Annotated in this window: 20 protein-coding genes; 13 read left to right on the plus strand and 7 right to left on the minus strand. The window is 62.4% G+C overall.

Annotated features, from left to right (window positions below):
• Positions 1-104: 104 nt before the first annotated feature.
• From nadE to rpmB, 5 genes are all read left to right on the plus strand, one after another.
• Positions 105-983: an NAD(+) synthase gene (nadE, locus tag AXK12_RS08025; protein WP_068713239.1), complete on the plus strand. Its 879-nt coding sequence runs from the start codon at positions 105-107 to the stop codon at positions 981-983.
• A gap of 5 nt (positions 984-988) precedes the next feature.
• A complete protein-coding gene (gene hemL / locus AXK12_RS08030; protein ID WP_068713241.1) occupies positions 989-2,302 on the plus strand; it encodes a glutamate-1-semialdehyde 2,1-aminomutase in 1,314 nt (437 codons plus the stop codon).
• 98 nt (positions 2,303-2,400) lie between these two features.
• Complete coding sequence (locus AXK12_RS08035) at positions 2,401-4,272, plus strand: SpoIVB peptidase S55 domain-containing protein (protein ID WP_068713243.1); 1,872 nt, start codon at positions 2,401-2,403, stop codon at positions 4,270-4,272.
• A gap of 29 nt (positions 4,273-4,301) precedes the next feature.
• The gene (locus tag AXK12_RS08040; RefSeq protein ID WP_068713245.1) at positions 4,302-6,794 is read left to right on the plus strand and encodes a hypothetical protein; all 2,493 of its coding nucleotides are present in this window, start codon (positions 4,302-4,304) and stop codon (positions 6,792-6,794) included.
• Between the two features lie 432 nt (positions 6,795-7,226).
• A complete protein-coding gene (gene rpmB, locus AXK12_RS08045; RefSeq protein WP_068713247.1) occupies positions 7,227-7,457 on the plus strand; it encodes a 50S ribosomal protein L28 in 231 nt (76 codons plus the stop codon).
• A 181-nt stretch (positions 7,458-7,638) separates the two neighbouring features.
• On the opposite strand, the gene AXK12_RS08050 is transcribed toward rpmB, so the two are convergent.
• On the minus strand, positions 7,639-8,160 hold the full coding sequence (locus AXK12_RS08050) for a deoxycytidylate deaminase (RefSeq protein ID WP_082782760.1): 522 nt from the start codon (positions 8,158-8,160) through the stop codon (positions 7,639-7,641).
• Between the two features lie 78 nt (positions 8,161-8,238).
• Between AXK12_RS08050 and AXK12_RS08055 the strand changes: the two genes are divergently transcribed.
• The 5 genes from AXK12_RS08055 to AXK12_RS08075 all read left to right on the plus strand — a co-directional run bounded on the left by AXK12_RS08055 (position 8,239) and on the right by AXK12_RS08075 (position 13,842).
• A complete protein-coding gene (locus AXK12_RS08055) occupies positions 8,239-9,003 on the plus strand; it encodes a Nif3-like dinuclear metal center hexameric protein (protein WP_068713249.1) in 765 nt (254 codons plus the stop codon).
• 46 nt (positions 9,004-9,049) lie between these two features.
• Complete coding sequence (locus AXK12_RS08060; protein WP_068713251.1) at positions 9,050-9,484, plus strand: type II 3-dehydroquinate dehydratase; 435 nt, start codon at positions 9,050-9,052, stop codon at positions 9,482-9,484.
• A complete protein-coding gene (gene nusG / locus AXK12_RS08065; protein ID WP_068713253.1) occupies positions 9,475-10,098 on the plus strand; it encodes a transcription termination/antitermination protein NusG in 624 nt (207 codons plus the stop codon). The genes AXK12_RS08060 and nusG overlap by 10 nt, the downstream gene beginning before the upstream one ends.
• 301 nt (positions 10,099-10,399) lie before the next feature.
• A complete protein-coding gene (locus tag AXK12_RS08070) occupies positions 10,400-12,697 on the plus strand; it encodes a TonB-dependent siderophore receptor (RefSeq protein WP_068713255.1) in 2,298 nt (765 codons plus the stop codon).
• Between the two features lie 146 nt (positions 12,698-12,843).
• Positions 12,844-13,842, plus strand: a complete 999-nt coding sequence (locus AXK12_RS08075) for a shikimate dehydrogenase family protein (RefSeq protein WP_156468939.1) — start codon at positions 12,844-12,846, stop codon at positions 13,840-13,842.
• A gap of 107 nt (positions 13,843-13,949) precedes the next feature.
• Here the strand turns inward: AXK12_RS08075 and thrC are convergent, their stop codons facing one another.
• The 5 genes from thrC to serA all read right to left on the minus strand — a co-directional run bounded on the left by thrC (position 13,950) and on the right by serA (position 20,527).
• Positions 13,950-15,308 carry a threonine synthase gene (gene thrC, locus AXK12_RS08080; protein ID WP_068713257.1) on the minus strand — a complete coding sequence of 453 codons (1,359 nt, stop codon included), beginning with the start codon at positions 15,306-15,308 and terminating at the stop codon, positions 13,950-13,952.
• A 40-nt stretch (positions 15,309-15,348) separates the two neighbouring features.
• On the minus strand, positions 15,349-16,572 hold the full coding sequence (locus AXK12_RS08085) for an aspartate kinase (RefSeq protein ID WP_068713258.1): 1,224 nt from the start codon (positions 16,570-16,572) through the stop codon (positions 15,349-15,351).
• An 82-nt stretch (positions 16,573-16,654) separates the two neighbouring features.
• Positions 16,655-18,022, minus strand: coding sequence for a homoserine dehydrogenase (locus tag AXK12_RS08090; RefSeq protein ID WP_068713260.1), 1,368 nt, complete (start codon positions 18,020-18,022; stop codon positions 16,655-16,657).
• Positions 18,023-18,049: 27 nt separating this feature from the next.
• Positions 18,050-18,745, minus strand: coding sequence for a glycerol-3-phosphate 1-O-acyltransferase PlsY (gene plsY, locus AXK12_RS08095; RefSeq protein WP_068713262.1), 696 nt, complete (start codon positions 18,743-18,745; stop codon positions 18,050-18,052).
• 192 nt (positions 18,746-18,937) lie between these two features.
• Positions 18,938-20,527 carry a phosphoglycerate dehydrogenase gene (gene serA / locus AXK12_RS08100; protein WP_068713356.1) on the minus strand — a complete coding sequence of 530 codons (1,590 nt, stop codon included), beginning with the start codon at positions 20,525-20,527 and terminating at the stop codon, positions 18,938-18,940.
• 242 nt (positions 20,528-20,769) lie between these two features.
• Here serA and AXK12_RS08105 point away from each other — a divergent pair, with 242 nt between their 5' ends.
• The 3 genes from AXK12_RS08105 (at position 20,770) to AXK12_RS08115 (ending at position 23,967) form a co-directional block, all read left to right on the plus strand.
• The gene (locus AXK12_RS08105; RefSeq protein WP_068713263.1) at positions 20,770-21,393 is read left to right on the plus strand and encodes an HD domain-containing protein; all 624 of its coding nucleotides are present in this window, start codon (positions 20,770-20,772) and stop codon (positions 21,391-21,393) included.
• 178 nt (positions 21,394-21,571) lie between these two features.
• Positions 21,572-22,600, plus strand: a complete 1,029-nt coding sequence (gene tdh / locus AXK12_RS08110) for an L-threonine 3-dehydrogenase (protein ID WP_068713265.1) — start codon at positions 21,572-21,574, stop codon at positions 22,598-22,600.
• A 119-nt stretch (positions 22,601-22,719) separates the two neighbouring features.
• Positions 22,720-23,967 carry a glycine C-acetyltransferase gene (locus AXK12_RS08115; RefSeq protein ID WP_068713267.1) on the plus strand — a complete coding sequence of 416 codons (1,248 nt, stop codon included), beginning with the start codon at positions 22,720-22,722 and terminating at the stop codon, positions 23,965-23,967.
• A 73-nt stretch (positions 23,968-24,040) separates the two neighbouring features.
• Here AXK12_RS08115 and AXK12_RS08120 read toward each other — a convergent pair whose 3' ends face one another.
• The gene (locus AXK12_RS08120; protein ID WP_068713269.1) at positions 24,041-24,883 is read right to left on the minus strand and encodes a DNA/RNA non-specific endonuclease; all 843 of its coding nucleotides are present in this window, start codon (positions 24,881-24,883) and stop codon (positions 24,041-24,043) included.
• Between the last annotated feature and the right edge of the window lie 499 nt (positions 24,884-25,382).

A 25,382-nucleotide genomic window follows, 5' to 3' on the forward strand; every position in this document is an offset into this window, starting at 1 on the left:
CTGCGCGCCTCTCAACGGAGTCGCACGAGCGCGAACGGCCGCGGCCACTGAACGCGCACGTTAGGATTGTCCACAGTCTCGGTCTGCACTCCTCTGCTCAACTCATGCACAGCGGCTCCTCTAAAATCATCACCACCGTCGGCCCACTCGCCCGGAATCCCGCTTCCGCCCAAACTGGGCCTTGGCCACTCGCCGAGCTTTACGCGGCTCTGGTCAGCGGCATTCGCGATTACGCCCAGCAAAACGGGTTTAAGCGCATCCTCGTCGCGCTCTCGGGCGGCATCGACTCGGCCCTCGTCGCCGCACTCGCCGTCGAAGCCCTCGGCGCGGAAAACGTGATGACCGTCTCGCTCCCCTCCCGTCACTCCTCGCAACACTCGCGCGACGATGCACGCGATCTAGCGGCAAACCTTGGTGTCCGTTTCGAGACGATTGAAATCGCCGCCCCCGTCGCCGCCGTCGAGTCCGCGCTTGCACCGCTCTTCGTTGGCCTCGCGCCCGACCTCACCGAGGAAAACATCCAAGCGCGGATGCGCGGACTACTCATGATGGCGCTCTCCAACAAATTCGGCTCACTGCTCCTCTCCACCGGCAACAAGAGCGAAGCCCTCGTCGGCTACTGCACACTCTACGGCGATATGTGCGGCGGGCTCGCCCCAATCGTCGCCCTTTACAAAACGGAAGTCTACGCGCTCAGCCGCTGGATAAACCGTGAGCGCGAAATCATCCCACAAAGCACGCTCGACAAGCCGCCCAGCGCGGAGCTGCGGCCCGACCAAAAGGACCAAGACAGCCTGCCGCCCTACGACACTCTCGACGAAATCCTCCGGCAGCTCTTCGACGCGGGACTCTCGCCTGACAAAGTGGTGAGCGAAAGTTTCGACAAAAAAACCGTCGAAGACGTCGCCCAAAAACTCGCCCGCTCGGCCTTTAAACGCGCCCAGGCCGCCCCCGCCCTCAACCTCCACTTCTCCGCCGCTTAATCGTCATGAAAGATAACGAACGGTTTTCACCGAACCCAATTGAAGCGCAGCCGACTTCGCTCTTTGCCCGCGCGGAAAAACGCATCCCCGGCGGCGTCAACTCGCCCGTCCGCGCCTTCCGCTCGGTTGGCGGCACGCCCTTTTTTGTGCGCTCCGCTCAAGGCGCGACCCTCACCACGGAAGACGGGCGCGAACTCATCGATTTTGTCTGCACTTGGGGCCCCGCAATCCACGGCCACAACCACCCGCGCATCCGCGCCGCAATCGCCGACGCACTCACACGCGGCACCTCCTTTGGCGCCCCCCATGCCGGCGAAGTCGAGCTGGCCGAACTGATAACCAAGTTTTTCCCCTCCATCCAAAAAGTCCGGCTGTGCAGCAGCGGCACCGAGGCGACTATGTCGGCGATCCGACTCGCCCGCGGCTTCACAGGCCGCGACCGGATCATTAAATTCTCCGGCTGCTACCACGGCCACAGCGACTCGCTCCTCATCAAGGCAGGCTCCGGCGCGCTCACTCACGGGCACCCCGATAGCGCGGGCATCCCCGCCGCCTTTGCCCGAGAAACACTCGTCCTGCCTTACAACGACTGCAGCGCGCTCGATGCCGTTTTTACTGCCGAGCCCGACACAATCGCCGCCGTCATCATCGAGCCCTATTGCGGCAACGTCGGCTTCATCATACCCGACCCGGGCTACCTCGCCCACCTGCGCAAACTCACCGCCAAGCACGGCACCCTCCTCATCTTTGACGAGGTAATGACCGGCTTCCGGCTCGCCCCCGGCGGCGTCCAAGAGCTCGAAGCCATCACGCCCGACCTCAGCTGCCTCGGTAAAATCATCGGCGGCGGGCTCCCCGTCGGAGCCTTTGGTGGCCGCAGCGACATCATGGACGCCCTCGCGCCCAGCGGCCCCGTTTACCAAGCAGGCACTTTGAGCGGAAACCCGCTCGCGGTCGCCGCCGGTATCGCCGCGCTGCTCCTGCTCGAAGAGCTCAACCCCTACGCTCAACTCGACACACTCGGGCGCCAACTCCGCGACGCTGCGCTCGCCGCCGCACGCGCCAAGGGCATCCCGCTCCAAGTCCCTCAATGCGGCTCGATGTTTAGCCTCTTCTTCAACGCCGAGCCGGTGCGCGACTACGCGAATGCGCTCAAAAGCGATGCCGCACTCTACGCCCGCCTCTTCCACGCCGCCCTCGCGCGCGGCGTCTACCTCGCGCCCAGTGCTTACGAAGCGGGCTTCATCAGCACCGCCCACGCGGGAGAAGCAATCGATCGCGCGTGCGAGCAAATCTCCGCAGCAATACACGAATTGTAACGCCGCTCAGTGCAGCCATCCTGCGCCGCCAGCTCGCCCTCTCCTCAAGAGCAGTCGTCCCAAGCAGAACCATTTTAGACACGCCAGCTCATAGCGTTATGCGTCTTTTCTCCCTCCTTCTACTCCTCGGCTTGCAGTGTTTAATGCCGCTACAGGCGCGACAGCAGCCGCAGTCGCCCGAGTTTATCGGGCTCGACGAATTGCGCCCGGGGATGCGCGGCGAGGTGTGGACGGTTTTCCGTGGCACCGAGCCCGAGCCCTTTGAGGTCGAGTTTACCGGCGTCATCCACAACGGGCTCGGGCCCGGGAAATCGCTCATCCTGTGTGAACTCACCGACAAGCGCGTGCAAAAGATGGGGGCAGTCGCGGGCATGAGTGGCAGCCCGCTCTACATCGACGGCAAGCTCGCGGGCGCACTCTCCTACCAAGTACAAAAATTCGAGACCGTCCGCTATGCCGGTTTCACTCCAGTCGCCGACCTCATCGAGGTCGGAGAAAAGTCGCAGAAATCATTGGGACGGCTTTCGGCCAGCCACTCGCCCTCACTCAAAGAAAGCCGCCAAACCGGAGATTCGGGACTCAAGCCCTTAACCCCTGTTTTCATGCTAAGTGGCGTTTCGCCGCGCGTAGTCGATTGGCTACGGCCTCACTTTGCGCAACTCGGGCTGCAAGTGGGCGCACTTGGGGGAACGGCAACGAGTGTAAACGATAGGGCCAACGACGGGCGGCCAACGAACGGCAGTGCGCCTCGCACCCACCCGCAAAATAAAAAGGGACTTAGCCCCCTAAACGCGGGAGACGCCGTCGCTGTCGCGCTGACCACGGGCGACATCACGCTCGCGGCCACCGGCACCGTTTCCTACGTCGCGGGCGACCGGCTCATCGCCTTCGGCCATCCCATGATGAGCCTTGGCGAAGTCGCCCTCCCGATGGCACGCGCCGAGATCGTCACCATCCTCCCTTCCAGCGAAAACTCGGTAAAAATCGCCAACACCGGCGAGCTCATCGGCACCATCAACCAAGACCGGCTCTCCGCAATCGCCGGGGCTTTTGGCGACGCACCGCCCATGCTTCCGATCGAGATTACGATTGAGGAAATGAAGTCGGAAAACTCGGCCCCAGAAACCAATGATGACACGCTCGCTCAACCTGTGCCTCCACTTGGGCGAAGCCTAAAGTTCCACGCCGTCCAACACCCGCAATTGACCCCACTCGCCATCGGCATCGGCGCCGCCCAAGCCGCGATCGGCTCGAACGACGCGGGCCTCAGCCAAGGCGCACGGCTCGTCGCCGAGTTTCATTTCGCAGGCGAGGCTCCGCTCCGCTTCGAAACTCTCCTCCCTGGCTCGCAAGGCAGCATGCAAGGCATCGGCGAGCTCGTTCGCGGGATAAACGCACTGATGCAAAACCCCTATGAACCGGTTTTCCCGACTGAGGTAAAACTGCGGCTCACTCCGCTCGCTGAAAACCCGATTACCACCATCGAGACCGCCCAACTCTCACGCAGCGAAATCGCCCCAGGCGAAGTGCTCACGCTCACCCTTCAATGGCGCAATTTTCAGGGCGAAGTCGGGCGCGAACTCGTCCGCATCCCTGTCTCGCCCGAGTGGCTTGGGCGCTCACTCGAAATCATCATCGCGCGCGGCGAGCTGCTCGACCAAGTCACCGAGCGCCAATTCATCCAGACCAGCACGCAGCTTCGCAGCTTCTCCGCCTTCCTCGACTTCGTCCGCGAAGGTCGAAACAGCGAAGGCCTGCACATCGCCGTCGTCGAAAACTCACGGCTCTTCCTCGACCAAGCGACCCCCACACGCGAACTCCCAGGCTCGCTCGCCCGAATCGCCACGCGGGCAGACTCGGCCCGCTACCAAAACCGCCAGGCAAGTGCCGTCCTCTGGGAAACCCGAATCCTCCCCGATCGGCTCATCCCCAGCGCCCACCGCCTCAGTTTTAAAGTCGTCGAGCGCTGAGCTGCCGTGCTGTAGCCGCGACACGCCCCTTGATTAAGGGCACGACTGCGCTCCTACTCGGACTCTTCATGACACGCTCTTGCCGCTCTCCCGTTGCCGCTCTGACTCGCGCATTCCTGCTCCTCTCGCTTCTCACGATCGGCCCCGTCGCCTCGCTCAACGCGCAAACGCTCTCGACCTCGCGCGAAGTCAATTTTTACCGCGACATCCCCAGCCGCAGCCTCAAGGGCCTCGCCGCCCGCTCCGACGGCGTCCTCCTCAACGGCCCGCATATTCGCCCGCTTGATCTCGTGCTCTCGGAGCAAGGCGCCGACTTGCTTTGGAGTGCAGTCAGCATTGGCCAGACCGTTTACCTCGGCACCGGCCCCGAAGGCCTCATTCTCTCGCTCGAGGTTTCGGACGACGGCGTGACGCTCAAGCCAAGCGAAACCATTTCGCTCCCGCACGACTCGCACTTGCTCGCGCTCGCCGCACTCCCCGACGGCGAGCTCCTCGTCGGCTCCTCGCCCGAGGGCGCACTTAGCCTCATTAAAGGGGGTGAGGTAATCGCCCGCACCGCGCTCCCCGTCAGCTCCATTTTGGCAATCGACGTAAACGCCACGTATGAGGGAAACGAATACGCCCTTGTGGCGACGGGATCGCCTGCGCGGGTTTACCGCGTCGACCTCGCTCACTTTCGTAAAAGCGGCAGGCGAATTGAGAAGCTCGACGACGATGCAGACGCATTGGCCGAATGCGGTATCGAGCTTTGGGGCGCTGTGCGCGACGAGGCGATTCGCTCACTGCTTCGGCTGCCCGATGGACGCGTGATCGCCGGCTCCGCCCCCAAGGGAAACCTCTACGAGTTTAAGGAAAGCGGCGGTGAGCCGCGCGTTTTAAGCGAAAATACCAATACGGAAGTCACCTCGCTGCTCGCGTGGGAAGGCGGCTTCTTCGCCGCGCTAACCACCGGCGACACTGGCCGCCGCACGGCACAACTGGCGCGCAACTCTGCCAATAATGTCCGACCCACGCCCACCAGAGATTCTGCAAACAACTCCGGCGGCGGTGAAGGTGCTGGCAACGACTCGGGCGACGGCGAGCCCAGTAACGAGGGCGAACAAGGCGCGCCCCGCAGCCCGCAACGCCCCGCCCTGCGCACAGCGCCCACGCCCAAGTTTAGCGGCTCCTCGCGACTCCTCTGGTTCCCCGATGGCGGCTATCCCGAAGTCGCAGGCGCACGCCAAGGCGTGGGATTTTACCAAATCGCGCGGCACGGCGACCTCGTCCTCATCACCGCGGGAGACGAAGGCGAACTCCTCGGCTACGACCCAAAAAACCGACTCGGGATGGTCTTCGCTGGAGCCACCGCCGCCCAAGTCAACGGCATCCTCCCGCTGCCTCCCACCCAAGTGAGCAGCGCAACTGCGGGCGTCAGGAGCACGCCAAACAAAACACTCCCAGAGCGATTCCTCTTGATTGGAAACAACCCCGCCTCGCTCGAACTCATGGACTTCTCCGCCGCCGCCGAGCGCAGTGCCACGACCCGCCGGATCGACCTCGGCAGTCCCGCCGAAATCGGCGCACTGCGCTTTCCCGAACTTTCGGACGCCTCATCGGCGAGTCTCCAAGTCGGGCTGCGCACCAGCGAAAGCAGCGACCCGCTCGAGGGCTGGGGCCACTGGGAACCCACCGCTGAGTCGCCCTTCGACATGGGCGGCTACCGCGCTGAGCACGGCCCTCTGCGCGGACGCTACGTGCAGTTTCGCTTCACCGCAGCCGGCCCCGATGCGCCGCTATTCGAGGCCGAGTCCCCACGGCTCTATCTACTCCCGCAAAACCAACGCCCGCAGCTCACAAAGTTCGCCGTTCTCCCGCTTAGCAACGCGCGCAACGGCACCGACACTTTACGCAAACTCGCTGAAAGTACGCCCAGTATCGGCTACCGCGAAGACCTCGCCGCCGCCAGCAGCACCCCACTCCACCGCAGGACCCGCGTCATCGTCTGGGACTTGAGCGACCCAAACGACGATGCGCTCCTTAGCACGCTCTCGATACGCGGCCCGAGCGACACCGATTGGCAACCCGTCCTCGTGGACTCCACCCAGCGCTACGCCGTCTTCAACACCGATGGGATGAAAGAAGGTCGCTACCGCACCAAGCTCGAAGTCCGCGAAACCGCCCCACGCCCAGTCGAGCAGCGACTCAGCGTGAGCTTTGAAGGCGAGTCCTTCGTCATCGACCACAGCCCGCCCGAAATTCTCACTAGGGAAATCCTGCGCACCGCAGACGGCGGGCTCAGCATCAGCCTCGTCGCGCAAGACCTCGACTCGCTGCTCCTCGGCGCAGAAATCCGGCTCAATAACGGCAACCGCTACGAATTCACCCAAACACTCGACGGTATCCTCGACGGCAAACGCGAAACCTTCGTCATCGAGCTCAACACCGAAGAAGTCGGCTCTAGCTCCTTCCTCGAAGCGACCGTAATTGATACCCACTACAACGCCACAACCCAGCGCCTCCCCATCCCGATAAAAGAATAACGACAGGATGACGACAGGATGTACCACTACGCGTGGTGCGCAGCCGCAGGCTGTTTTATTTGGCGGCGGGCTCGTTGGCCCGCCGTCCATCGCTGCACCCATTTACAAAGCCGCTTGGAGGCGGGAGTTTATTAGTGATTTTTCCCACCTCGCCCAAACGGGTTATCACTCTACTTTCCCTTTTACTACTCTCCCTGTCGCAACGCGACAGGGGGAAGCCTTTCAAATTTGGGATTTCGCTTTCGCGCGATAGCGCGATGAGAAATCCCAAATTGAACGGGTGCAGCGACACGCTGCCGCCCCACGCGTAGTGGCACTCAGTGAGTATGGGAAGCAGTGACTCACTATGAATGTCCTTGCTTCGGCGTTTCTGAGCCCTCTAATCGGCCCCTTTTTCACCAGACTCACCACCGCTTAACACTACACCGAGACATGGCCAAAATCTGTGCAATCACTGGCAAACGCCCGACCAAGGGTCGCATCATTCACCGCAAAGGCATTGCGAAAAAGAGCGGCGGCATCGGCACGCATATCACGGCCATCACGCCCCGGACCTTCCGGCCAAATCTCCAGCGCATCCGCGTAAAACTGCCCAACGGGGGCACCAAGCGGATGCTCGTCTCGGTAAAGGCGCTCAAGGCGGGTCTCGTCCAAAAAGCGTAAAGCCCCAAAAGCCGACGCAGCGCGGCCGCACCCTGCAGCGAGCGCGCAGTCACTCGTTTCTCCAAACCGCAGACGGTCTTTTTCGGACGCTGCGGTTTTTTTGTGTCAAAACGGGGGCATCCTCGGCAAGGATTAGCTAAGTGGCCCGACAGACAAGGGGCCGTGCGCAACTGCCCGCCACTTAGCTTGCCGCCTCGCCTAGCTGCACGATTTCGATACCGGCCTCCGCGAGCATCGGTTTCACCAGCGGGTCATTATGGTAGTCGAGCCGGTAGCAAATTTTCGCAATGCCCGCCGAGGCGAGGATCTTGGCGCAGTTGATACACGGGTAATGCGTCACGTAGGCGGTGCAGCCTTCGACAGACGAGCCGCGCCGCGCCGCATCCGAAATCGCGTTTTGCTCGGCATGCACGGTCGCTTGCTCGTGACCGTCTCGCATCCGCGAGGTATGCGGAGAGCCGGGCAAGTGCCCATTGTAGCCCGCGGCGACGATTCGGTTTTTGTGCGACTCTCCCGCCGTAACGATTACGCAGCCCACGTTGAGCCGCTCGCAAGACGAGCGCGTCGAAATCAACACCGCGGTCGCCATGAAGTATTCATCCCAAGTGGGACGGCGTCCGAACTTTCCCGCCGCCTCCGCGATTAGCTCGACTGGCGAATTGCGGGAAGGGAGAGACTCAGATGACGCGTTGGCTTCACTCATGGGCGCAAAGCGGTAGGCCGCTGTTTTAGGAAAATCCACCTCGAAACTTTTGTGCGCCGCTCCAGTCTGTCTGAGACCATGCCAACGACTGCCGAACTCGTCGCCTATTGTGACCAACGCACCCGCCGCACTGCCTTCGTCGATGCGCCCGCCGCGCACAACGGACTGCAAATGGACAACTCGGGCAAGGTCACACGCATCGGGGCCGCTGTCGATGCAGGCCTCATCCCGTTCCAAAAAGCGGCCGCCGCAGGCATTGATTTCCTCATCGTGCATCACGGCATGTATTGGGATATGCCCCGCCCGATCGTCGGCCCCGTCTACGAACGCGTAGCGACGCTCTTGCGCGCCGACTGTGCGCTCTACTCCAGCCATCTGCCCCTCGATGCCCATCCAGAAATCGGCAACAACGCACTCATCGCTCGCCAACTCGGGCTCGGCCCCGAGCGCGGCTTCGCGCCTAACCCGGGGGGCGACATTGGGCTCATTTGCCGAAACACGCTGACGCGCGACGCGCTCGAAGCCCGGTTGCGCGAACACTACCGCCAAGTCACGGCGATTTGCTACGGGGCCGAGGCACCGCGCGAAGTCGCTCTATGCAGCGGCAGCGGCAACAGCGCATTGCGCGAACTCGTCGGCCACGACGGGAGGGCAATCGTCGATACACTCATCACTGGCGAGCTGCGCGAGGAGCACTTTAACCTCGCCCAAGAAGCTCGGCTCAACCTCTACCTCTGCGGCCACTATGCTACGGAAGTCCACGGCGTGCGCGCACTCGCCGCCGAACTCGCCAACCGCTTCGAGTTGCCTTGGGAATTTATTGAGACGGAGAACCCACTTTAGAAAAACGCCCGCCACCGCCGCCCGCTTGGGCGCGACGCCACGCACTATGAAAACCATCGCCATCCTCCACGGCCCCAACCTCGACCGCCTCGGCAAACGCGAGCCGCAAGTTTACGGACACGCCACACTCGCCGACTTAGAGGCCTTTATCCGCACAGAGGCAGAGCAGCGCGGCTTCGCGACGCGCTTTTTCCAGTCGGCCAGCGAAGGCGCACTCGTCGATAAAATCCACTCACTGACGGATTCCGGCGTGGCGGGCTTCATCGTTAACTTCGGTGCCTACTCACACACCAGTATCGCGCTGCGCGACGCGCTCTCGGCCTCCGCCCTGCCCGCCGTCGAGGTGCATATCTCGGACATCAAAGCGCGGGAAGAATTTCGCCACCACTCGATGACCGCCGGCGCCTGCCGCGTCATGATCAGTGGCAAAGGGTTTAACGGCTACGCCGAAGCCCTCGACCAAATCGCGCAATGGCTTTGAAGGGAAACAGCGAAGGACCAGCGGCCCCGGCCTGTAACGGCGAGCCCCCCGTTCAAGAACGCGGAGGCGAGGACAACGCGCCCGATAAAAACAGCCTGCCGCTGTGGTGGGTGTGTCATTGCAAACCGAGGTGCGAAAAAAAGGTTGCCGCGCTGATGCAGGCGCACGGCTTCGAGCACTACCTGCCACTCGTGAGGAGCGAGCGCCGCTACGGCGCGCGTATCAAAGTTTTTACCAAACCGCTCTTCCCCGGCTACGTTTTTGCTAAAATTCCGCCCGAGAAAAAGCCGCTCATTTATCAGCAAGACCTGCTCGCGCGCGCCTTCGAAGTGGAGGACGTCCCTCGCCTCCTCGCGCAGCTCGACGATATCCGCGCACTCCTCGCCTCCGGACTCGATTTCACGCTCAAACCGCTCCTCACCAAAGGCCGCCGCGTGCGCATCATCAGCGGCCCGCTCAAAGGCGTTGAGGGCTTTGTCGAAGCCCCCGAATCGAGCGGCAAACACCACGGCAGTGGCGGCGGAAACACCAGCGGCGTGCTTCTCTCAATCGACGTCCTTCAACAAGGGCTCCTCGTGCCCGTCCCTGCCGCAGATCTAAAAGTGCTGCCCTAAAACCGTACGGCACGCCGGCGGCGCATGGCTGACTGTGAAGAACTCCGCCCCTGCGGTCGGAGCTTCTCCTCACAAGCCAGGGGAGCCTTCGGCTCCATAAAAAGACTGCCTCGCTTGACCTCGTCGTGAACGGCGAGGCTTGCGCTTGGGTTCGTTAGTCGACCGTCACGGCACTTCGGAAATATTACGCAGATGCGCAGGTTTGCGTTGCGCAAAAATCGTAGTTCTGGGTTCGGTTCGACTCGGCGTTGCCGCTTAGCGGCGGTCGCGCTCTACCCCTAAACCCCAATACCCCTACCCCATGAAAAGAAACACGCCGCTGCGCGTCGCCTGCGCAGCATTCCTTCTTTGCACTGCCCCAATTGGCTTTGCCCAACGCAGCTCCGGCGAATCACCCGCCAGTGCCCGCGCCGCTGAATCCGAAGAGACCGTCATCCTATCGCCCTTTGAGGTCTCCTCCTACCAACCCGCACGCTACCAGGCCGACGAAGCGGCCTCCGGCGGGCGCATCGTCACGAACGTCCTCAACACGCCTTCGACCGTCACCGTACTCACTAGCGACTTCGTGGCCGACATCGGCGGCAATCGGATCTTCGACTCCGCCAAATACGTCGCGGGCATTAACGATGCGACCATCCCCAACGCCCAAGACCGCGCCAACATCCGCGGCTTCGCCATGGGCTCGCGACTCGTCGATGGCTTCTCGACGCCCTCGCAGTCCAACTACGATCACGCCGCCATCGACCGCATGGAAATCAGCAAAGGACCTGACTCGGTGCTCCAACCCGCAGGTGTCCCGGGCGGATCGATCAACCTCGTAACCAAGAAACCGCAGTGGGCCTTTGGCGGCTCGCTCAAGGCGCAACTCGGCGAGTACGAAACGAACCGCGTCGAGGCCGACGTCACCGGCCCCATCAACGACCGCTTCGCCTACCGTCTCATCGCCGCCGCCCAAGACAACAAAAGCTGGGTGCAGGGTACTTTCCGCGAGTCGCTGCTTGTCACCCCCTCGCTGACTTGGCGCATCGCCCCCGCGACCAACCTAACGCTGCGCTACGAATACTACGACGCGCGCACCTCCAACCTCGAAGGCATCCCGATGGATCCGATGGTCGGCCCCGACGATGCTTTCCGCACCATGCCCGGCGTACCGCTCGATTTCAGCGCCGCCCCGGGCGAGGAATACTCCTACCGGATGAGCCGCTCAAACACCGTCACGATGTTACTCACCTCGGTGATCACCGATCGCCTCTCCGTGCGGCTCGCCGGTCGCCTCGCTCAATCCACGCACCCCAATGGCGATTTCCGCTGGGGCCTCGACACCCCCGGAGGCAGCATCAACCCCTTTACTGGAAAATGGGAAGGCGGCGTCCGCTGGCAAAACACCTCGGCCGATCCAGCTAACCCAAACTGGGTTTCCGGCCCAGCTCCGCAGCCGAGCAACGTCTTCCAGCACGTCGGCACCTACGAAGCTGTCGAAGGACGCTATCGCGACCTGCAAAACGATTGGTCGTACATCGTCGATAACGACCTTGTAAAATCCTCCACCCTCGTCGGCTTCGCCTACTCCTACTCCCACCACAACATCCAATCCCGCCGCCAAGAACTCCCCGACTTCACGGTCGATAACGTACCTCACGAGCCAGTCACGACCTACCCAAACAACACCGATCGCCGGGGCATCACCACGAGTTACCAAAGCTACCTTACGCAAAGTCTAGAGTTCCTCGATAGCCGACTCGTCCTCTCTGGCGGGGTCTCTCACTCCAGCTACAACGGCGTCTTCGGCAACAAACTCTCCGCCGCCACCGCGACCGCGCCCGCCGGCATGATGTACCCCGGCTCCGGCTCGAAGGCGACCTACAACTACGGCATCATCCTCAAACCCCTCGCAAATGTATCCGTTTACTACGGACACAGCGAAAACGCCGTCCCTGCCAATAACTTCCAGCAGACCTACGAAGGCCGCGATCCCTTCTCCGAAGGCACGCAAGACGAGGTCGGCCTAAAGCTCCGACTCTTCGAGGGACGCATCCTTGCCAGCCTCGCCTACTACGAAATCGAGCAAACCGGCTACACAGTCTTCAACCCGCTCAACGTCGTCGTACCCCCGCCGCCGGTGCTCCTGCCCGATCTCGTGCTCTCGCGCAAAGCCAGCGGCTACGAGTTGCAAATCATGGGCTCCATCACCCCGCAGCTTTCGATTATCGCCAGTGCCTCCGACACCAAAAACCGTGACCCCAACGGCGTCATGCTGCGCGGCTCTGCCGAGAACATGGCCTCCGGCTTCGTCCGCTACGAATTCACTACGGGGCGCTTCGCCGGCCTCTCCGCCGGACTCGGTGCCAACTGGAGCAGCAAACGCTCCGTGGAAAACGTCTCAGGCCTCACCCCGATGGGCGTCCCCATCCAGCCACGCGGCTACCTGCCCGCGCGCACACTCGTCGATGCGTACATCGGCTACGAACGCGGCCCGTGGAGCTATCGAGTCGATGTCACCAACCTCACCGACAAGCTCTACTACTCCGCGCTCTCGTGGAATATCATCCAAGTCGCCAACCCGCGCGCCTTCGCGGGCTCTGTAACCTATAAGTTCTAACGCTCGCAGGCCGTTTGTATTGGGCGCAGCACGCGCGCGTGCTGCGTCCAAAATCTGTCCGTCCCTTCGGGCTGAGCCGTCGCCAATCCGAAAAATGTAAGTCTTGCGGATTGTTGAATGCGGAAAGGGACGCGTAGCATCGCCGGATGAGTCACGGGATTACTGATACGCAGCGGGTGCTCACGCTCGCAGATTTAGAGCAGGGCGATCTGTCGTTTGCGCAGACCTCGCTCGCTGTGCTCGGGCATCCGATTGCGCATTCGCTCTCGCCCCAAATGCACAACGGCGCACTCGCCGCGCTTGCTAAGGAGGCACCGCAGCTAGCCGATTGGCGTTACTACGCCATTGATGTGCCGCCCGCAGACTTGCCGCGTGCCTTGCGGCTCCTTCGCAAACGCGGGTTTCTTGGGCTCAACCTCACCATCCCTCACAAGGTGCTCGCCCTCGCGCATGTCGCCGAAATCGATCCCGCAGCCCGCGTAATTGGTGCCGTCAACACCCTGCGGCGACTCGGTGGCGCAAATGACGATCAACCCGCACACGCGGGCGGCGACCAGTGCGACAGTCTTGGCGACGGCTGGCAGGGTTTTAATACCGATGGTTATGGGCTCGCCGCTGCCGTGCGCGAAACGCTCGGGCTCGATCTAAGTGGGCAGCCCGTCATTCTTCTCGGTGCTGGTGGCGCAGCACGTGGCGCAGCCGTCGAGTGCCTCGCCCAAGGTTGCCCCTCGCTCTGGATCGCCAACCGCACCGCCGCCAACTTGGAAACCCTGTTGAGTGAGCTTGCACCGCTGGCCGACAAAAGTCGCCGCGGCGAAAAAAACCGTCTTCACGGATTTTCGCCCGCGCGGGTTCCCGACGACCTACCCGCACACGCACTCGTCATCAATGCCACCTCGGCAGGGCTACGTGAAAGCGACCCGATGCCGATCGACCTCCCTGCACTGCCACGCCCCGCAGGCGTCTACGACATGATTTACAATCCGCCGGAAACGCCCCTGCTCCACCGCGCACGCAAACTCGGCCTCCCCCGCGCCAACGGACTTTCGATGCTCGTCCATCAAGGCGCAAAAGCCCTCGAAATCTGGAGCGGGATCGCCGCCTCACGTATCGCCCCGTTAATGCAAAAATCGCTGACGCCCTAAGCCAGCGCTAGCGAAGTGGAAGGAGCCGTTGGGAGTAGACTTGTTGGGTGGCGAAAACGGAGGCGCAGCACGGATCGCATGGCCTTGAGCCAATCCGCGCCCAGTCGCTACACGGCATGCGCTTCGACGAAATCGGTAATCGCTTTCACGCTCGCGGGGAGCCGGTGTTTCACGATGGGGAGCTTGCCTAAAACCTCTAGGCGCGGGTGCTTGGGCTCTGCGCCAATCGCCTCACCAATCGTTTCGGGAAACTTCGTCGGGCTGGCCGTCGCGAGGACAACGCTGACTTTTTCGGGCGAGAGTTCCTTAAACGCACAGGCCGTATGCGGGTCTACGAGGTAGCCATAGCGACGGCGCACGCGGGCGATGATCTCGGGAATCTCCGCATCTGTGCAGCGGCTCGCGCTAAAGGCGCTGCGGTCAAAGTCCTCAAAGCGATACACGCCGTCCTTTGCGCAGGCGGCCATCACCTCGCGCACTTTTGCCGCGTCGCTCCCTAACTGATAATAAAGGAAGCGCTCGAAGTTCGAGGCGACTTGGATGTCCATCGAGGGCGCGAGGCTAGGCTGCACCTCGGCGACGCGATACTCGCCCGTCGTGAAGAGCCGGTAGAGGATGTCGTTTTGGTTGGTCGCAACTTTAAAACCGGGGATGGGAACGCCCATTCGCCGAAGGAGCCAGCCCGCGAGGACGTTTCCAAAATTCCCAGTGGGAACGACGAACTCCGCCCGCTCCCGCGCCTCGCTCGGCAGCTGGAGCCACGCGTAAAGGTAGTAAACGCACTGAGCGAGCACGCGAGCGAGGTTGATCGAGTTGACCGCCGAGAGCCGGTTTTTGAGCCGAAATGCAGTATCGCCAAAGATGGTTTTGAGTGCGGCCTGCGCATCGTCAAAAGAGCCATCAATCGCCAGCGCAAAGACGTTGTCCGCACCCGTGCAGGTCATTTGCCGCTCTTGGAGCGGCGATACGCGGCCGTCTGGATAGAGGATAAAAATCGCAGTGCCCGGTTTGCCGAGGAGCGCATGAATCGCCGCCGCGCCAGTGTCGCCGGAGGTCGCGCCGAGGACATTGATCGACTCGCCGCGCTGCGCGCACTGGTGCTCGTAGAGGTTCCCGAGCAGCTGCATCGCGAAGTCTTTAAAGGCGAGCGTCGGCCCGTGAAAAAGCTCCAGCACGTAGGTGCTGCTATCGAGCGCGACGAGCGGTGCAGTCTGCGCATGGTCGAAATGCTGATACGACTTGCGGACAATTTCGCGCAGCGTGTCCGGGGAGATGTCCGTCGCGAAAAGCTTTATAAATTCGTAGCACAGCTCCGCGTAGCCGAGCCCCGCCCACTGCGCCCACTGCGCCGAGAGGTCGGGCAAGGTCTCGGGCAAAAAGAGCCCGCCATCCGGTGCGAGCCCGGTGGCGACTGCGTCAGAAAACCCTAGCGGCTCAGCGAGCCCGCGTGTCGAGATGAAGCGCATAGCGGCGAAGGAAGGAGGAAACGAGTGCGCTGGAGGACGGCTAGACTGCGGCGTCCAAGTGAAACGCCGCGTGCGCGAGCCGCGCCGCGTCGTCCGCGCGCAATTGGTCGAGCACGATCGAGATTTTTATCTCCGAAGTGCTGATCATCTCGATGTTGATGCCCGCCGCGGCGAGCGTCTGGAAAAGTGTCGCGGCCACGCCGGAGTGCGAGCGCATGCCGACACCGACGACGGAAAGTTTGGCGATGTGGTCTTGGATTGAGACCTCGCCGCCGCCGAGTTCGGCCAAAACGGGCTGCAGCGTCTCGACGGCTCTGTGCGAGTCGCCTTGGGGCACAGTAAAGGTGAGGTTGGCGACGCCGCCGCGGCCGACGTTTTGCACGATCATGTCGACGTTCACGTTGGCATCGGCCAGCGCACGGAAGACGCTCGCCGCCGTGCCGGGCTTGTCGGGAATGTTGCTCACGATGACCTTGGCTTGGTCTTTATCGACGGCGACGCCGCGCACGACGACCTTCTCCATGTAGGCGACTTCTTCTTTCACGATGGTTCCCGGGTTGTAGTTAAAGGAGGAGCGGACTTCAAAAATGACGTTGTATTTTTTGGCGAGCTCGACGGAGCGCGACATCATGACTTTCGAGCCCGAAGAGGCGAGTTCGAGCATCTCGTCGTAGGCGATTTCGTCGAGCTTGCGTGCATCGGGCACGACGCGCGGGTCTGCGGTGTAGACGCCATCGACATCGGTGTAGATTTCGCACTTGTCGGCTTTCAGCGCGGCTGCGAGCGCGATCGCGCTCAGGTCGGAAGCTCCGCGGCCAAAGGTGGTCGTGTGCCCGTGGTCGTTGATGCCTTGGAACCCGGCGACGATGACCACGCGGCCGGCGGCGAGGTCGCGCTCAATGGCCGCCGGGTCGATCATCCTAATCTTCGCCCTCGTGTGCACGTTATCCGTGCGGATACCGGCCTGCGCACCGGTATAGCTGACCGCCTCAAGCCCGAGCCCGTGCAGGGCCATGGCCATGAGGGCGCAAGTCTCTTGCTCGCCGACGGCGAGGAGCTGGTCGAGCTCGCGCTCACGCGGCGGCTGCTCACTCACTGAGCGGGCACGGGCGAGCAGCTCGTTGGTCACGCCCGCTCGGGCAGATACCACGGCGACGACCGAGCCGCTGCGCTCGCGTGTGGCCTTGATCCGCTCGGCGACTTTTTTGATGCGTTCGACGTCACCGACCGAGGTGCCGCCGTATTTTTGAACGATGCGTGGCATGTGGGTTGTTTTTTGAAAAAACGTAAAAGGGTTTGGAGAAAAGTAGGGCTACACGGATACGGCGATTTGGCGCGAGCTTTGCTTACGTATTAAACTCGCAAATACGCAGGAGCAGCGGCGCACCGTTGACGACTTTTAGGCGCGAGAGCTCGTGCAGCGTGTCGCGCATCGCGCGTTCGTTGGCGTCGTGCGTGGTGAGAACGAGTGAGGCCATTTCGGGATCTTCCGAAGGCGTCTGCAACACGCTGGCAATGCTCACCGCGTGCTGCGCCATGATCGAGGCGATATGTGCGAGGACGCCCGGCTCGTCGCGCACCGTGAGTCGCAAGTAATAGCGACCGTGGATGCGCTCCAGAGGGGCGAGCGTCACGGCCGAAGCGGCGACACTCCCTTCGCCGCTCTTCCCCGCACTCGCTTGCTCGGCGGGCAGCGGCGCAACTTCGGAATTGAGGTGCACGCATTTGCCGCTGCGCAGGAGCGCGACGGCATCGGCGATATCGCTAATCACTGCGCTGGCGGTCGCATCTTGTCCGGCCCCTTTGCCAATATAGAGCGTCGTGCCGACGACGTCACCCGTGACGGAAATCGCGTTGTAGACGCCGTTGACGCTCGCAATCACGTCGTGGTCGGGGAGCAGCGCGGGATGCACTTTGACCGAGACTTCGTTGCTGGCGAAGTCTCGCGTGATGATGGCTAGGAGCTTGATGCTGTAGCCGAGCGTGGCGGCGTTTTTAAAGTCGGCGGGCGTCACGCGCTCAATGCCTTCGACAATCATCCGCGAGGGCGGAACCCACAGCCCGTGTGCCAACCAAGCGAGGACGGCCGCCTTGTGCGCGGCGTCCCAACCGCCGACATCGAGCGACTCGTCGGCCTCGGCATAGCCCATCGCCTTGGCCTCGCTGAGGATTTCGGCGTAGGGCGCGTCGCGCTCCTCCATCTGCGTAAGGATGTAGTTACACGTGCCGTTGAGGATGCCGTAAATTTGCGGAAAGCGATTGGCGACTAATCCCTCGCGCAGGGCCTTGATGATAGGGATGCCGCCCGCGACGCTGGCCTCGAAAAAGAAGTGCCCACCGTGTTTGCGCGCGGTCGCGAAGATTTCCGCGCCGTGCTCGCAAATGAGTGCTTTGTTCGCTGAGACGACGATTTTCCCAGCGCGCAATGCGGCGAGCGTCACGCGGTGCGCAAGGTCCGTGCCGCCCATGAGTTCGCACACGATTGGGATGTCGGGTGCAGTGGCGATTTCGAGCGGGTCCTCGCGCAAGAGTTTGGGCGGAAGCTTGACCGCGCGTTTGCGCTGGGGGTCGCGCACCGCGATCGCGGCGATGCGTAGCGGTGCACCGAGACGAGCGGCGAGCTCGGCGCGGTTTTGCTCAAGGTGCTTCCAAACGCCCTGCCCCACAGTGCCGAAGCCACAAAGGCCGATGTTAATGCTAGTGTCCTTACTCATGCGGGGTGTCGTTTGGTTGTGGGTCGGTCATGCGCCGGCAACGGGCGGCGCGGGTGTTGAAGGGCGCTGTTTTTTCGCAAAACGGTTTTCAGTGCCTGCAAGCAGGCGGCGGCAATTCTCGCGGTGGCGGTAAATGACGAAGAGCGCGATGAGGGTCGTCACGCCAACGAGCCAGCCAGGTCGCCCGAGTGCCCAAGTGGAGAGCGGCAGCGAGAGCGCGGCGAGCATCGAGGCGAGCGACACGTAGCGCGTCGCGTAAAACGTCGCCCCCCAGAGCAGCGCGCCGATGCCTCCCGCGATCGGCACGAGCACAAGCACGCCGCCCGCGCCAGTGGCCACACCTTTGCCGCCGCGAAACTTCGTAAAACACGAGAAGCTGTGCCCGAGTAATGCGCCGACGAGTCCGGCAGCCCCGAGTGGATACCAACTCGTGCCCGCAATATCGACCGAGCCGAGCGCAGGCAGGCCGAGGGCCGCCGCGTTGAGCGTTACGCTGCTGTGCGCGTGTAAGGCCCAGCACGCGGCGAGTGCGCCTTTTAGCACATCGAGCGCAAAAACGAGGTTGCCCGCTGCGGGGCCGAGCGTGCGGCGCACATTGGTCGCCCCCGGGCTTTTGCTGCCGACCTCAAAGATGTTTACGCCCTTCGCCCGCGCGACGAGGTAGCCAAAGGGAATTGCCCCTAAGAGATACCCGAGAACGGCAGCAGCAAAAAGGAGGCTCATGAGGAATGCGACAAGTGCGCGGCACAGGCGAAGTGTGCTGCGCTAGCATGGGCTACGAAAAGTGCGCAAGCGTGGCCGGCGGTTGGCGCGCAAGTCTTGGTGGCGACTGGTGCGCAAGCGCAGGCGGCGGCAAGTGTGTTTGCCGTGCCGACGAGCGATGAGGAACTGCGGGCAGCGCGTCTCACGTTAGCGTTAGATCTGCACAAATTTGGCCATCTTGATCGCGGGGTTCGCCTTAAGCTCGGCACGAGTCTCCGCGCTAGGCTCGCTGTCGAGATTGATGACGATGAGCGCCGTCTCCCCTGGGCCCGTGCGGGAGAGCGACATGTTGGCAATGTTCACGCGGTCGCGCCCGAGCAGGTTACCCACATAGCCAATCATCCCAGGCTGGTCTTGGTTTTCGATAATGAGGAGCTTGCCCACCGCCTCGACCTCGACCTCGCGGTTGTTGATCTCGACCACGCGCGCCTTGCCGGTCTTGCCAACGAGCGTGCCTTTCGCCGCCGCGACGGTGCCGTCCGGCGCGACCGCTTCGACCGAGATAAGCTCAGTGTAGTCCACTTCGTCCGTGGATTTGAGCACCTTCGATTGCACGCCGAGACGCTTGAGGGCGACCGGCGCGTTGACGTAGTTAATCGCCTCGCCGCTGATCCGGCGCAGGAAGCCGCGCTGGATAGCGCGGGTGATCGCGTTGGCATCGAGGTCGATCACGCGGCCCCAGTAAGTGATGTTGAGCGAGTCGATTTGCTTCGGGCCGAGTTGCTGAACGAGTGCACCGAGGCTTTGGCCAAGCTCCATGTAGGGGCCCAGCGTCTTGAGCGCGGCGGCGTCGAGCGAGGGCATGTTAACCGCATTGCGAATGACACCGCCCTGGAGCACATCGGCGACTTGCTCGGCCACTTCGATGCCCACGCTCTCTTGCGCCTCCGCCGTCGAAGCCCCGAGGTGCGGCGTAAGCGTGAGCCCGGGGAGCGAGCGCAGGGGGCTATCGGCAGCGAGTGGCTCGTCCTCATACACGTCGAGCCCGGCGGCGGCGACTTGGCCGGATTGGAGCGCGGCGATGAGCGCGGTCTCCTTGATGATGCCGCCGCGCGCGCAGTTGAAAAGCCGGACGCCGTGTTTGCATTTCGCGAGCGCCGCCTCGTCGATCATGTGGTGCGTCGCCTCAGTTAGCGGCATGTGCACGGTGATGTAGTCACTCTGCACGAGAAGCGTGTCGAGCGAGACGCCCTCCACCTGCATCGCCTTCGCGCGGCTGGGTGCGAGATACGGGTCGTAGGCGATTACACGCATGCCGAAGGCTTGAGCGCGCTTGGCCACCTCGCCGCCGATACGGCCTAGGCCGACGACACCGAGCGTTTTTCTAAACAGCTCGCCGCCCGAGAAGTTTTTGCGATCCCAACGGCCCTCGCGCATCGACGCTGCGGCCTGCGGCACAGGCCGCGCCCCACAAAGGATGTGCGTAAAGGTGAGCTCCGCAGTCGCTATCGTGTTCCCCGAAGGCGTGTTCATGACGATGACGCCGCGATCAGTCGCCGCCTCGACATCGACATTATCCACGCCCACACCCGCGCGGCCCACGACTTTGAGCAACGGGGCCGCAGCGATCACCTCGGCGGTGATCTTCGTCTCGCTGCGAACGATGATGGCGTGCACATCGCCCACGAGGCCAAGGACTTGCTCAGGCGTGGAGCCATAGGCCTCGACGACACTCAAACCCGGCTGCTGGCGCAGGTATTCCACTCCCTTAGGCGAGACTTTATCGGCAACGAGGATTTTCATCAGTGAGAAGCTTTCTTGAAAAAAGGCGGCGAGTGAAAGTCTCCGCTTGGGCCAAAGCAATGAAAACCTCTGTCAACGCCCGCGCCAAACCTACCCCCTCTAGGTGGGGGGAGGTTTGGCGCCTCTGCCATTGACGCTCACGCGACAAAATGAAACACGCAGGGTAATTTCTCCCCCGATTTTGTCGGGGACCACCCTTCGCACACGCGACACGCGCGAACGCCAAAGCCACCCTGTCCAGCATGACACGCCTAGAGCAACAGATACGGTTCATCATCGAGGCCGATAAGTTGAAGGAAATCACGCGGCAAACGCTCACCAGCCAGAGCCGCCGCGCCGAAAACACTGCCGAGCACTCGTGGCACTTCGCCCTGATGGTCATGACACTCGCCGAGCATGCCATAGGCGAACTGGGCCAGCCACTCGATGTGCTGCGCGTCCTCAAAATGGCCCTGATTCACGACCTCGTGGAAATCGATGCAGGCGACACCTTCGCCTACGACGAGGTGAACAGGACCGACCAACACGCTCGCGAGGCCCGCGCCGCAGATCGGATCTTCGGGCTACTGCCCGAAGACCAAGCGCGAGAGTATCGCGCACTCTGGGACGAGTTTGAGGCGCAGGAGACGCCCGAAGCGCGCTTCGCCACAGCCTGCGACCGGCTAAACCCTATCCTCCTCAACACCTTGACCGGCGGCGCAGCGTGGCAAAAACACGGCATCACCCAAGACCGCGTCCTTGAGCGAAACGCGCACATCGCTGCGGGCTCCCCGGCGCTCTGGGACTACGCAAAATCCATTATCAAAGAAACCTTTAGCGCCAGTGCGCCCTGTGGCACTGACAGTCACGCTCGCACGACAGGATAAGGCACGCCGCACGTGCTTCCCGACTGACGCAGGGGCGCTTCTCTTTACCTCAACCCAATCTGCCTTCTGGCTTATGAGTGCCCCGACTCGCCAGCCCCCACTCTCTTCCCCTCCCCCGACACCGCCGCAGGCGCTCAGCGGGCGTCGTCAAAATGGCCGAGGCCGCAGGCCGCCTCATATGCGCGCCATTGCCAAAACCACGCCCGGCCCCGGGCTCGCGCTGATCGATGCGCCGATTCCCGAGCCTGGCATCAACGATGTGCTCATCAAAATTAAGCAGACCTCCATCTGCGGCACCGACCTACACATTTACAACTGGGACCACTGGGCCGAGCAGACCATCCGCCCGCCGATGATTATCGGGCACGAATTCGTCGGCACGATTGATCGAGTCGGGGCCAATGTAAAAGGCTTCGCGCCGGGCGACCTAGTCGATGGCGAGGGCCACATCGTCTGCGGCATGTGTCGCAACTGCCTCGCCGGTCGCCGCCACCTCTGCCGCGATACACAAGGCGTGGGCGTCAACCGCGACGGCGCCTTCGCGCAATACCTCTGCATCCCTGCCGCCAACGCGGTGCACGTAGACCCCGCCATCCCGCTCGACGTGCTGAGCTGCTTCGACCCGCTGGGAAACGCCACGCATACCGCGCTCCAGTTCGACCTCGTGGGCGAAGACGTATTGATAACCGGTGCGGGGCCCATCGGTTGCATGGCTGCCGCGATCGCCCGCCATGTCGGCGCACGCCGAGTCGTCGTTAGCGACGTCAACCCCGACCGGCTCGCGCTGGCTTCGCGGATGGGGGCGACGCACACGGTGGATGCCTCCCGCGAAAAGCTCCAAGACGTGCAGCGCGAACTCGGCATGCACGAAGGCTTCGACGTCGGACTCGAAATGTCGGGTAACCCGCGCGCACTCGACGCGATGATTGATAACATGACACACGGCGGGCGCATCGCGCTACTCGGCATCATGCCTGATGCCGCCCCCGTAGACTGGAACAAGGTCGTCTTTAACATGCTCACCATCAAAGGCGTCTACGGACGCGAGATGTATGAGACTTGGTATAAGATGACCGCCATGATTCAGAGCGGGCTCGATATATCGCCCGTCATCACGCACCGCTTTCACTACCGCGACTTCGAGCACGCCTTCGCCCTCATGCGCTCCGGCAAGAGCGGAAAAATCATCCTCACTTGGGACGATTAAAACGCTGCCCTAACCCAACTCCCCCAAAAAAACGCGGAAAACCGCCCATTAAGTTTCCCCAACCCCTCCGGCGGGGCGCCCACACTGCGCCTCGCCCATAAAAAGAGTCAGCGCCCCCCATGCTCAGCCCCGAATTCAAAACCCAAGTCAGCGCCACACTCGCCGAAATCGACACCGCTGGCACGACCAAGCGCGAACGGCTCATCACCACGCCGCAAGCCGCACAAGTGCAGGTTGCGCCGCCCTATGGCACGATGCTCGGCGCGACCAAGAGTAGTGCCTCCTCCGATACGCCACACGCACTCCTTAATCTCTGCGCCAACAACTACCTCGGCCTCGCCAACCACCCCGAACTCGTCGCCGCGGCACATGCCGCGCTCGACCGCTGGGGCTACGGGCTCGCCTCCGTGCGCTTCATCTGCGGCACACAGACGCTCCACCGCGACCTCGAAGCTGCGCTCAGCCACTACCTCGGCATGGAGGACACGATCCTCTATGCCTCCTGTTTCGACGCCAACGGCGGCCTCTTTGAAACGCTCCTCGGCCCCGAAGACGCCATCCTTTCTGACGCGCTCAACCACGCCTCCATAATCGATGGCGTCCGGCTCTGCCGCGCGCGCCGCTACCGTTACCAAAACAACGACCTCGCCGACCTCGAAGCCAAACTGCGCGAAGCCGATGCCAACGGCGCACGCCACAAACTCATCGCCACCGACGGCGTTTTCTCGATGGACGGCACGATTGCCGACCTGCGCGGCATCTGCGACCTCGCAGAACGCTACGGCGCACTCGTGATGGTCGACGACAGCCACGCAGTCGGCGTCATCGGTGCAAATGGACGCGGCACTCCCGAGCACTGCGGCGTCGAAGGCCGCGTAGACATCCTAACCGGCACGCTCGGCAAAGCACTTGGCGGCGCGAGCGGCGGCTACACCAGTGCGCGTCGCGAAATCGTAGAACTGCTCCGCCAACGCTCCCGCCCCTACCTCTTCTCCAACACGCTCCCGCCCGTGGTCGCTGCGGCCTCGCTAAAGGCCTTGGAGCTGCTCACCCGTTCGGGCGAGTTGCGCGCGCGACTGGCCGAAAACACCCGCTTCTTTCGCGAGCAGCTCAGCGCAGCGGGATTTACGCTTCTGCCCGGCACACACCCCATCACTCCCGTAATGCTTGGCGACGCCGCACTCGCCCAACGCTTTGCCGATCGGCTTTTGGGAAAAGGCATCTACGTCGTCGGCTTTTCGTATCCCGTCGTGCCGCTCGGCAAAGCGCGGATCCGCGTGCAAGTCTCCGCCGTGCACAGCCGCGACGAACTCGCCCACGCCGTCCAAAAATTCACCGAAACCAAAGCCGAGCTCGGCGCTCACTGATCACGCGGCTCAAGGAGCGGTGACCCTGCACCCTACGCGAGAGAGTGAGCGGAAACGCTCACTGAGCACGCGGCTACCATACGCGCGAGGCCTTGGTGGACTCGAGGGCGTGCTGGGTGGCAGCAGGCAGTGCACCAAAGAAATCTAGCCCCGTCCTGGCCTCAATCTCGTCAATCGTCGTCAAGTAGTCGGCTAGATCATCCGAGAGCGGTTGCTGCGGAAAGATGAAAGCCAGCGTCCGCAGCCGCCCCGCATTTTCATCGACGAGTATCATGTAACAGGCTTCGGGCACTTCGACATCCTCCCGAAGCCGCTGCGGGTTCCTCCCAAAAATCGGTCCCGCTAAGACCCACACTTCGCCGAAACGGGCGGGATAGTTGCGCGCGATTCGCTGCTCCAACTTTTTCCAAAGCCCTGCGTTTAGCCCGTGCCGCTGCGGAATGATGTTGGACATTAAAAACGTCTCCTCTTGAGCACGCGCCCCGTGGTGGAGCGCGATCGCGTAGTTGGGCGCGAGGTGCCCACGATCGTAACCGCTGCCTGTATACGCCGCCGACGTCACGCGCGCCACCGTGCGCCTATCGACAACAAACTTCTCGGGGCGCGGCGGCACCTCCGTAACAGGCCGGTCGCTCACCCCATACGCCGCCCAGAGTGGATTCCCCCGCGCATCACTGTAGCCCACGGCATAGCCCGTATTCTTCAGAATGCGCAGCGCGCCACTGGCCGACGTTGGTGCACCACCATAAAAATAATTCAGATCGCTCGATGTGGTCGCAGTTTTGCGCGCGGCACGCTCAGCCACATCGACCTCGACGTAGTCCTTTCCGTAATACAGTTGCCACAAATCCCACGCGACTTCGAAAGCGGTCACATCCTTCTTGCCCTGCACGGCATTGACCACGAGTCGCTTCACTTCCTGCTGCCGCTCGACAGGCTGCAGGAGAAACCAGCCGCCTATCGCCGCCCATAAGGCCAGGTTCGCCCATAAAAAGACCTTCGCCCGCCGCCAACGGCGCGGCGCACGAGAACGTAACCGTTGCGACGAAGAAGAACGGGAGGAGCGACTGCGTTTGGGTTTTCGCGACATAACAAGGAATAACTCAAACTGCCAAACCGCAGCACTTTACCAAATCACGCAACAGGCTATTTTCCCCACTGCGCGTGGAGCGCAGCCGCAGGCTGTTTTATTTGGCGGCGGGCCTGACGGCGTGCACAGGACGACCTTAGTCGCCGAGCCGTCGTCAAATATTGGCCCACCGTCCATCGCTGCACCCGTTTACAGAGCCGCTTGGTTGCCGTGCATTCGCACAGCAACCAAGCGGCTCTGTGAAAAGGAACCCAAACTTGGAGGCGGGAGTTTACTCGTGATTTCCCCCACCTCGCCCAAACGGGTTATCACTCTACTCCCCCTG

Source organism: Cephaloticoccus capnophilus (assembly GCF_001580045.1).
Taxonomy (GTDB): domain Bacteria; phylum Verrucomicrobiota; class Verrucomicrobiia; order Opitutales; family Opitutaceae; genus Cephaloticoccus; species Cephaloticoccus capnophilus.

What these genes read in the sequence shown, in the direction of transcription:
- AXK12_RS08055 (WP_068713249.1), top strand. Translation starts at nt 8,239, where the DNA reads ATGCCAACGACTGCCGAACTCGTCGCCTATTGTGACCAACGCACCCGC.
- AXK12_RS08050 (WP_082782760.1), bottom strand. Translation starts at nt 8,160, where the DNA reads ATGAGTGAAGCCAACGCGTCATCTGAGTCTCTCCCTTCCCGCAATTCG.
- AXK12_RS08070 (WP_068713255.1), top strand. Translation starts at nt 10,400, where the DNA reads ATGAAAAGAAACACGCCGCTGCGCGTCGCCTGCGCAGCATTCCTTCTT.
- AXK12_RS08090 (WP_068713260.1), bottom strand. Translation starts at nt 18,022, where the DNA reads ATGAGTAAGGACACTAGCATTAACATCGGCCTTTGTGGCTTCGGCACT.
- AXK12_RS08060 (WP_068713251.1), top strand. Translation starts at nt 9,050, where the DNA reads ATGAAAACCATCGCCATCCTCCACGGCCCCAACCTCGACCGCCTCGGC.
- nadE (WP_068713239.1), top strand. Translation starts at nt 105, where the DNA reads ATGCACAGCGGCTCCTCTAAAATCATCACCACCGTCGGCCCACTCGCC.
- AXK12_RS08105 (WP_068713263.1), top strand. Translation starts at nt 20,770, where the DNA reads ATGACACGCCTAGAGCAACAGATACGGTTCATCATCGAGGCCGATAAG.
- AXK12_RS08075 (WP_156468939.1), top strand. Translation starts at nt 12,844, where the DNA reads ATGAGTCACGGGATTACTGATACGCAGCGGGTGCTCACGCTCGCAGAT.
- AXK12_RS08035 (WP_068713243.1), top strand. Translation starts at nt 2,401, where the DNA reads ATGCGTCTTTTCTCCCTCCTTCTACTCCTCGGCTTGCAGTGTTTAATG.
- nusG (WP_068713253.1), top strand. Translation starts at nt 9,475, where the DNA reads ATGGCTTTGAAGGGAAACAGCGAAGGACCAGCGGCCCCGGCCTGTAAC.
- AXK12_RS08085 (WP_068713258.1), bottom strand. Translation starts at nt 16,572, where the DNA reads ATGCCACGCATCGTTCAAAAATACGGCGGCACCTCGGTCGGTGACGTC.
- tdh (WP_068713265.1), top strand. Translation starts at nt 21,572, where the DNA reads ATGCGCGCCATTGCCAAAACCACGCCCGGCCCCGGGCTCGCGCTGATC.
- hemL (WP_068713241.1), top strand. Translation starts at nt 989, where the DNA reads ATGAAAGATAACGAACGGTTTTCACCGAACCCAATTGAAGCGCAGCCG.
- AXK12_RS08115 (WP_068713267.1), top strand. Translation starts at nt 22,720, where the DNA reads ATGCTCAGCCCCGAATTCAAAACCCAAGTCAGCGCCACACTCGCCGAA.
- plsY (WP_068713262.1), bottom strand. Translation starts at nt 18,745, where the DNA reads ATGAGCCTCCTTTTTGCTGCTGCCGTTCTCGGGTATCTCTTAGGGGCA.
- rpmB (WP_068713247.1), top strand. Translation starts at nt 7,227, where the DNA reads ATGGCCAAAATCTGTGCAATCACTGGCAAACGCCCGACCAAGGGTCGC.
- serA (WP_068713356.1), bottom strand. Translation starts at nt 20,527, where the DNA reads ATGAAAATCCTCGTTGCCGATAAAGTCTCGCCTAAGGGAGTGGAATAC.
- thrC (WP_068713257.1), bottom strand. Translation starts at nt 15,308, where the DNA reads ATGCGCTTCATCTCGACACGCGGGCTCGCTGAGCCGCTAGGGTTTTCT.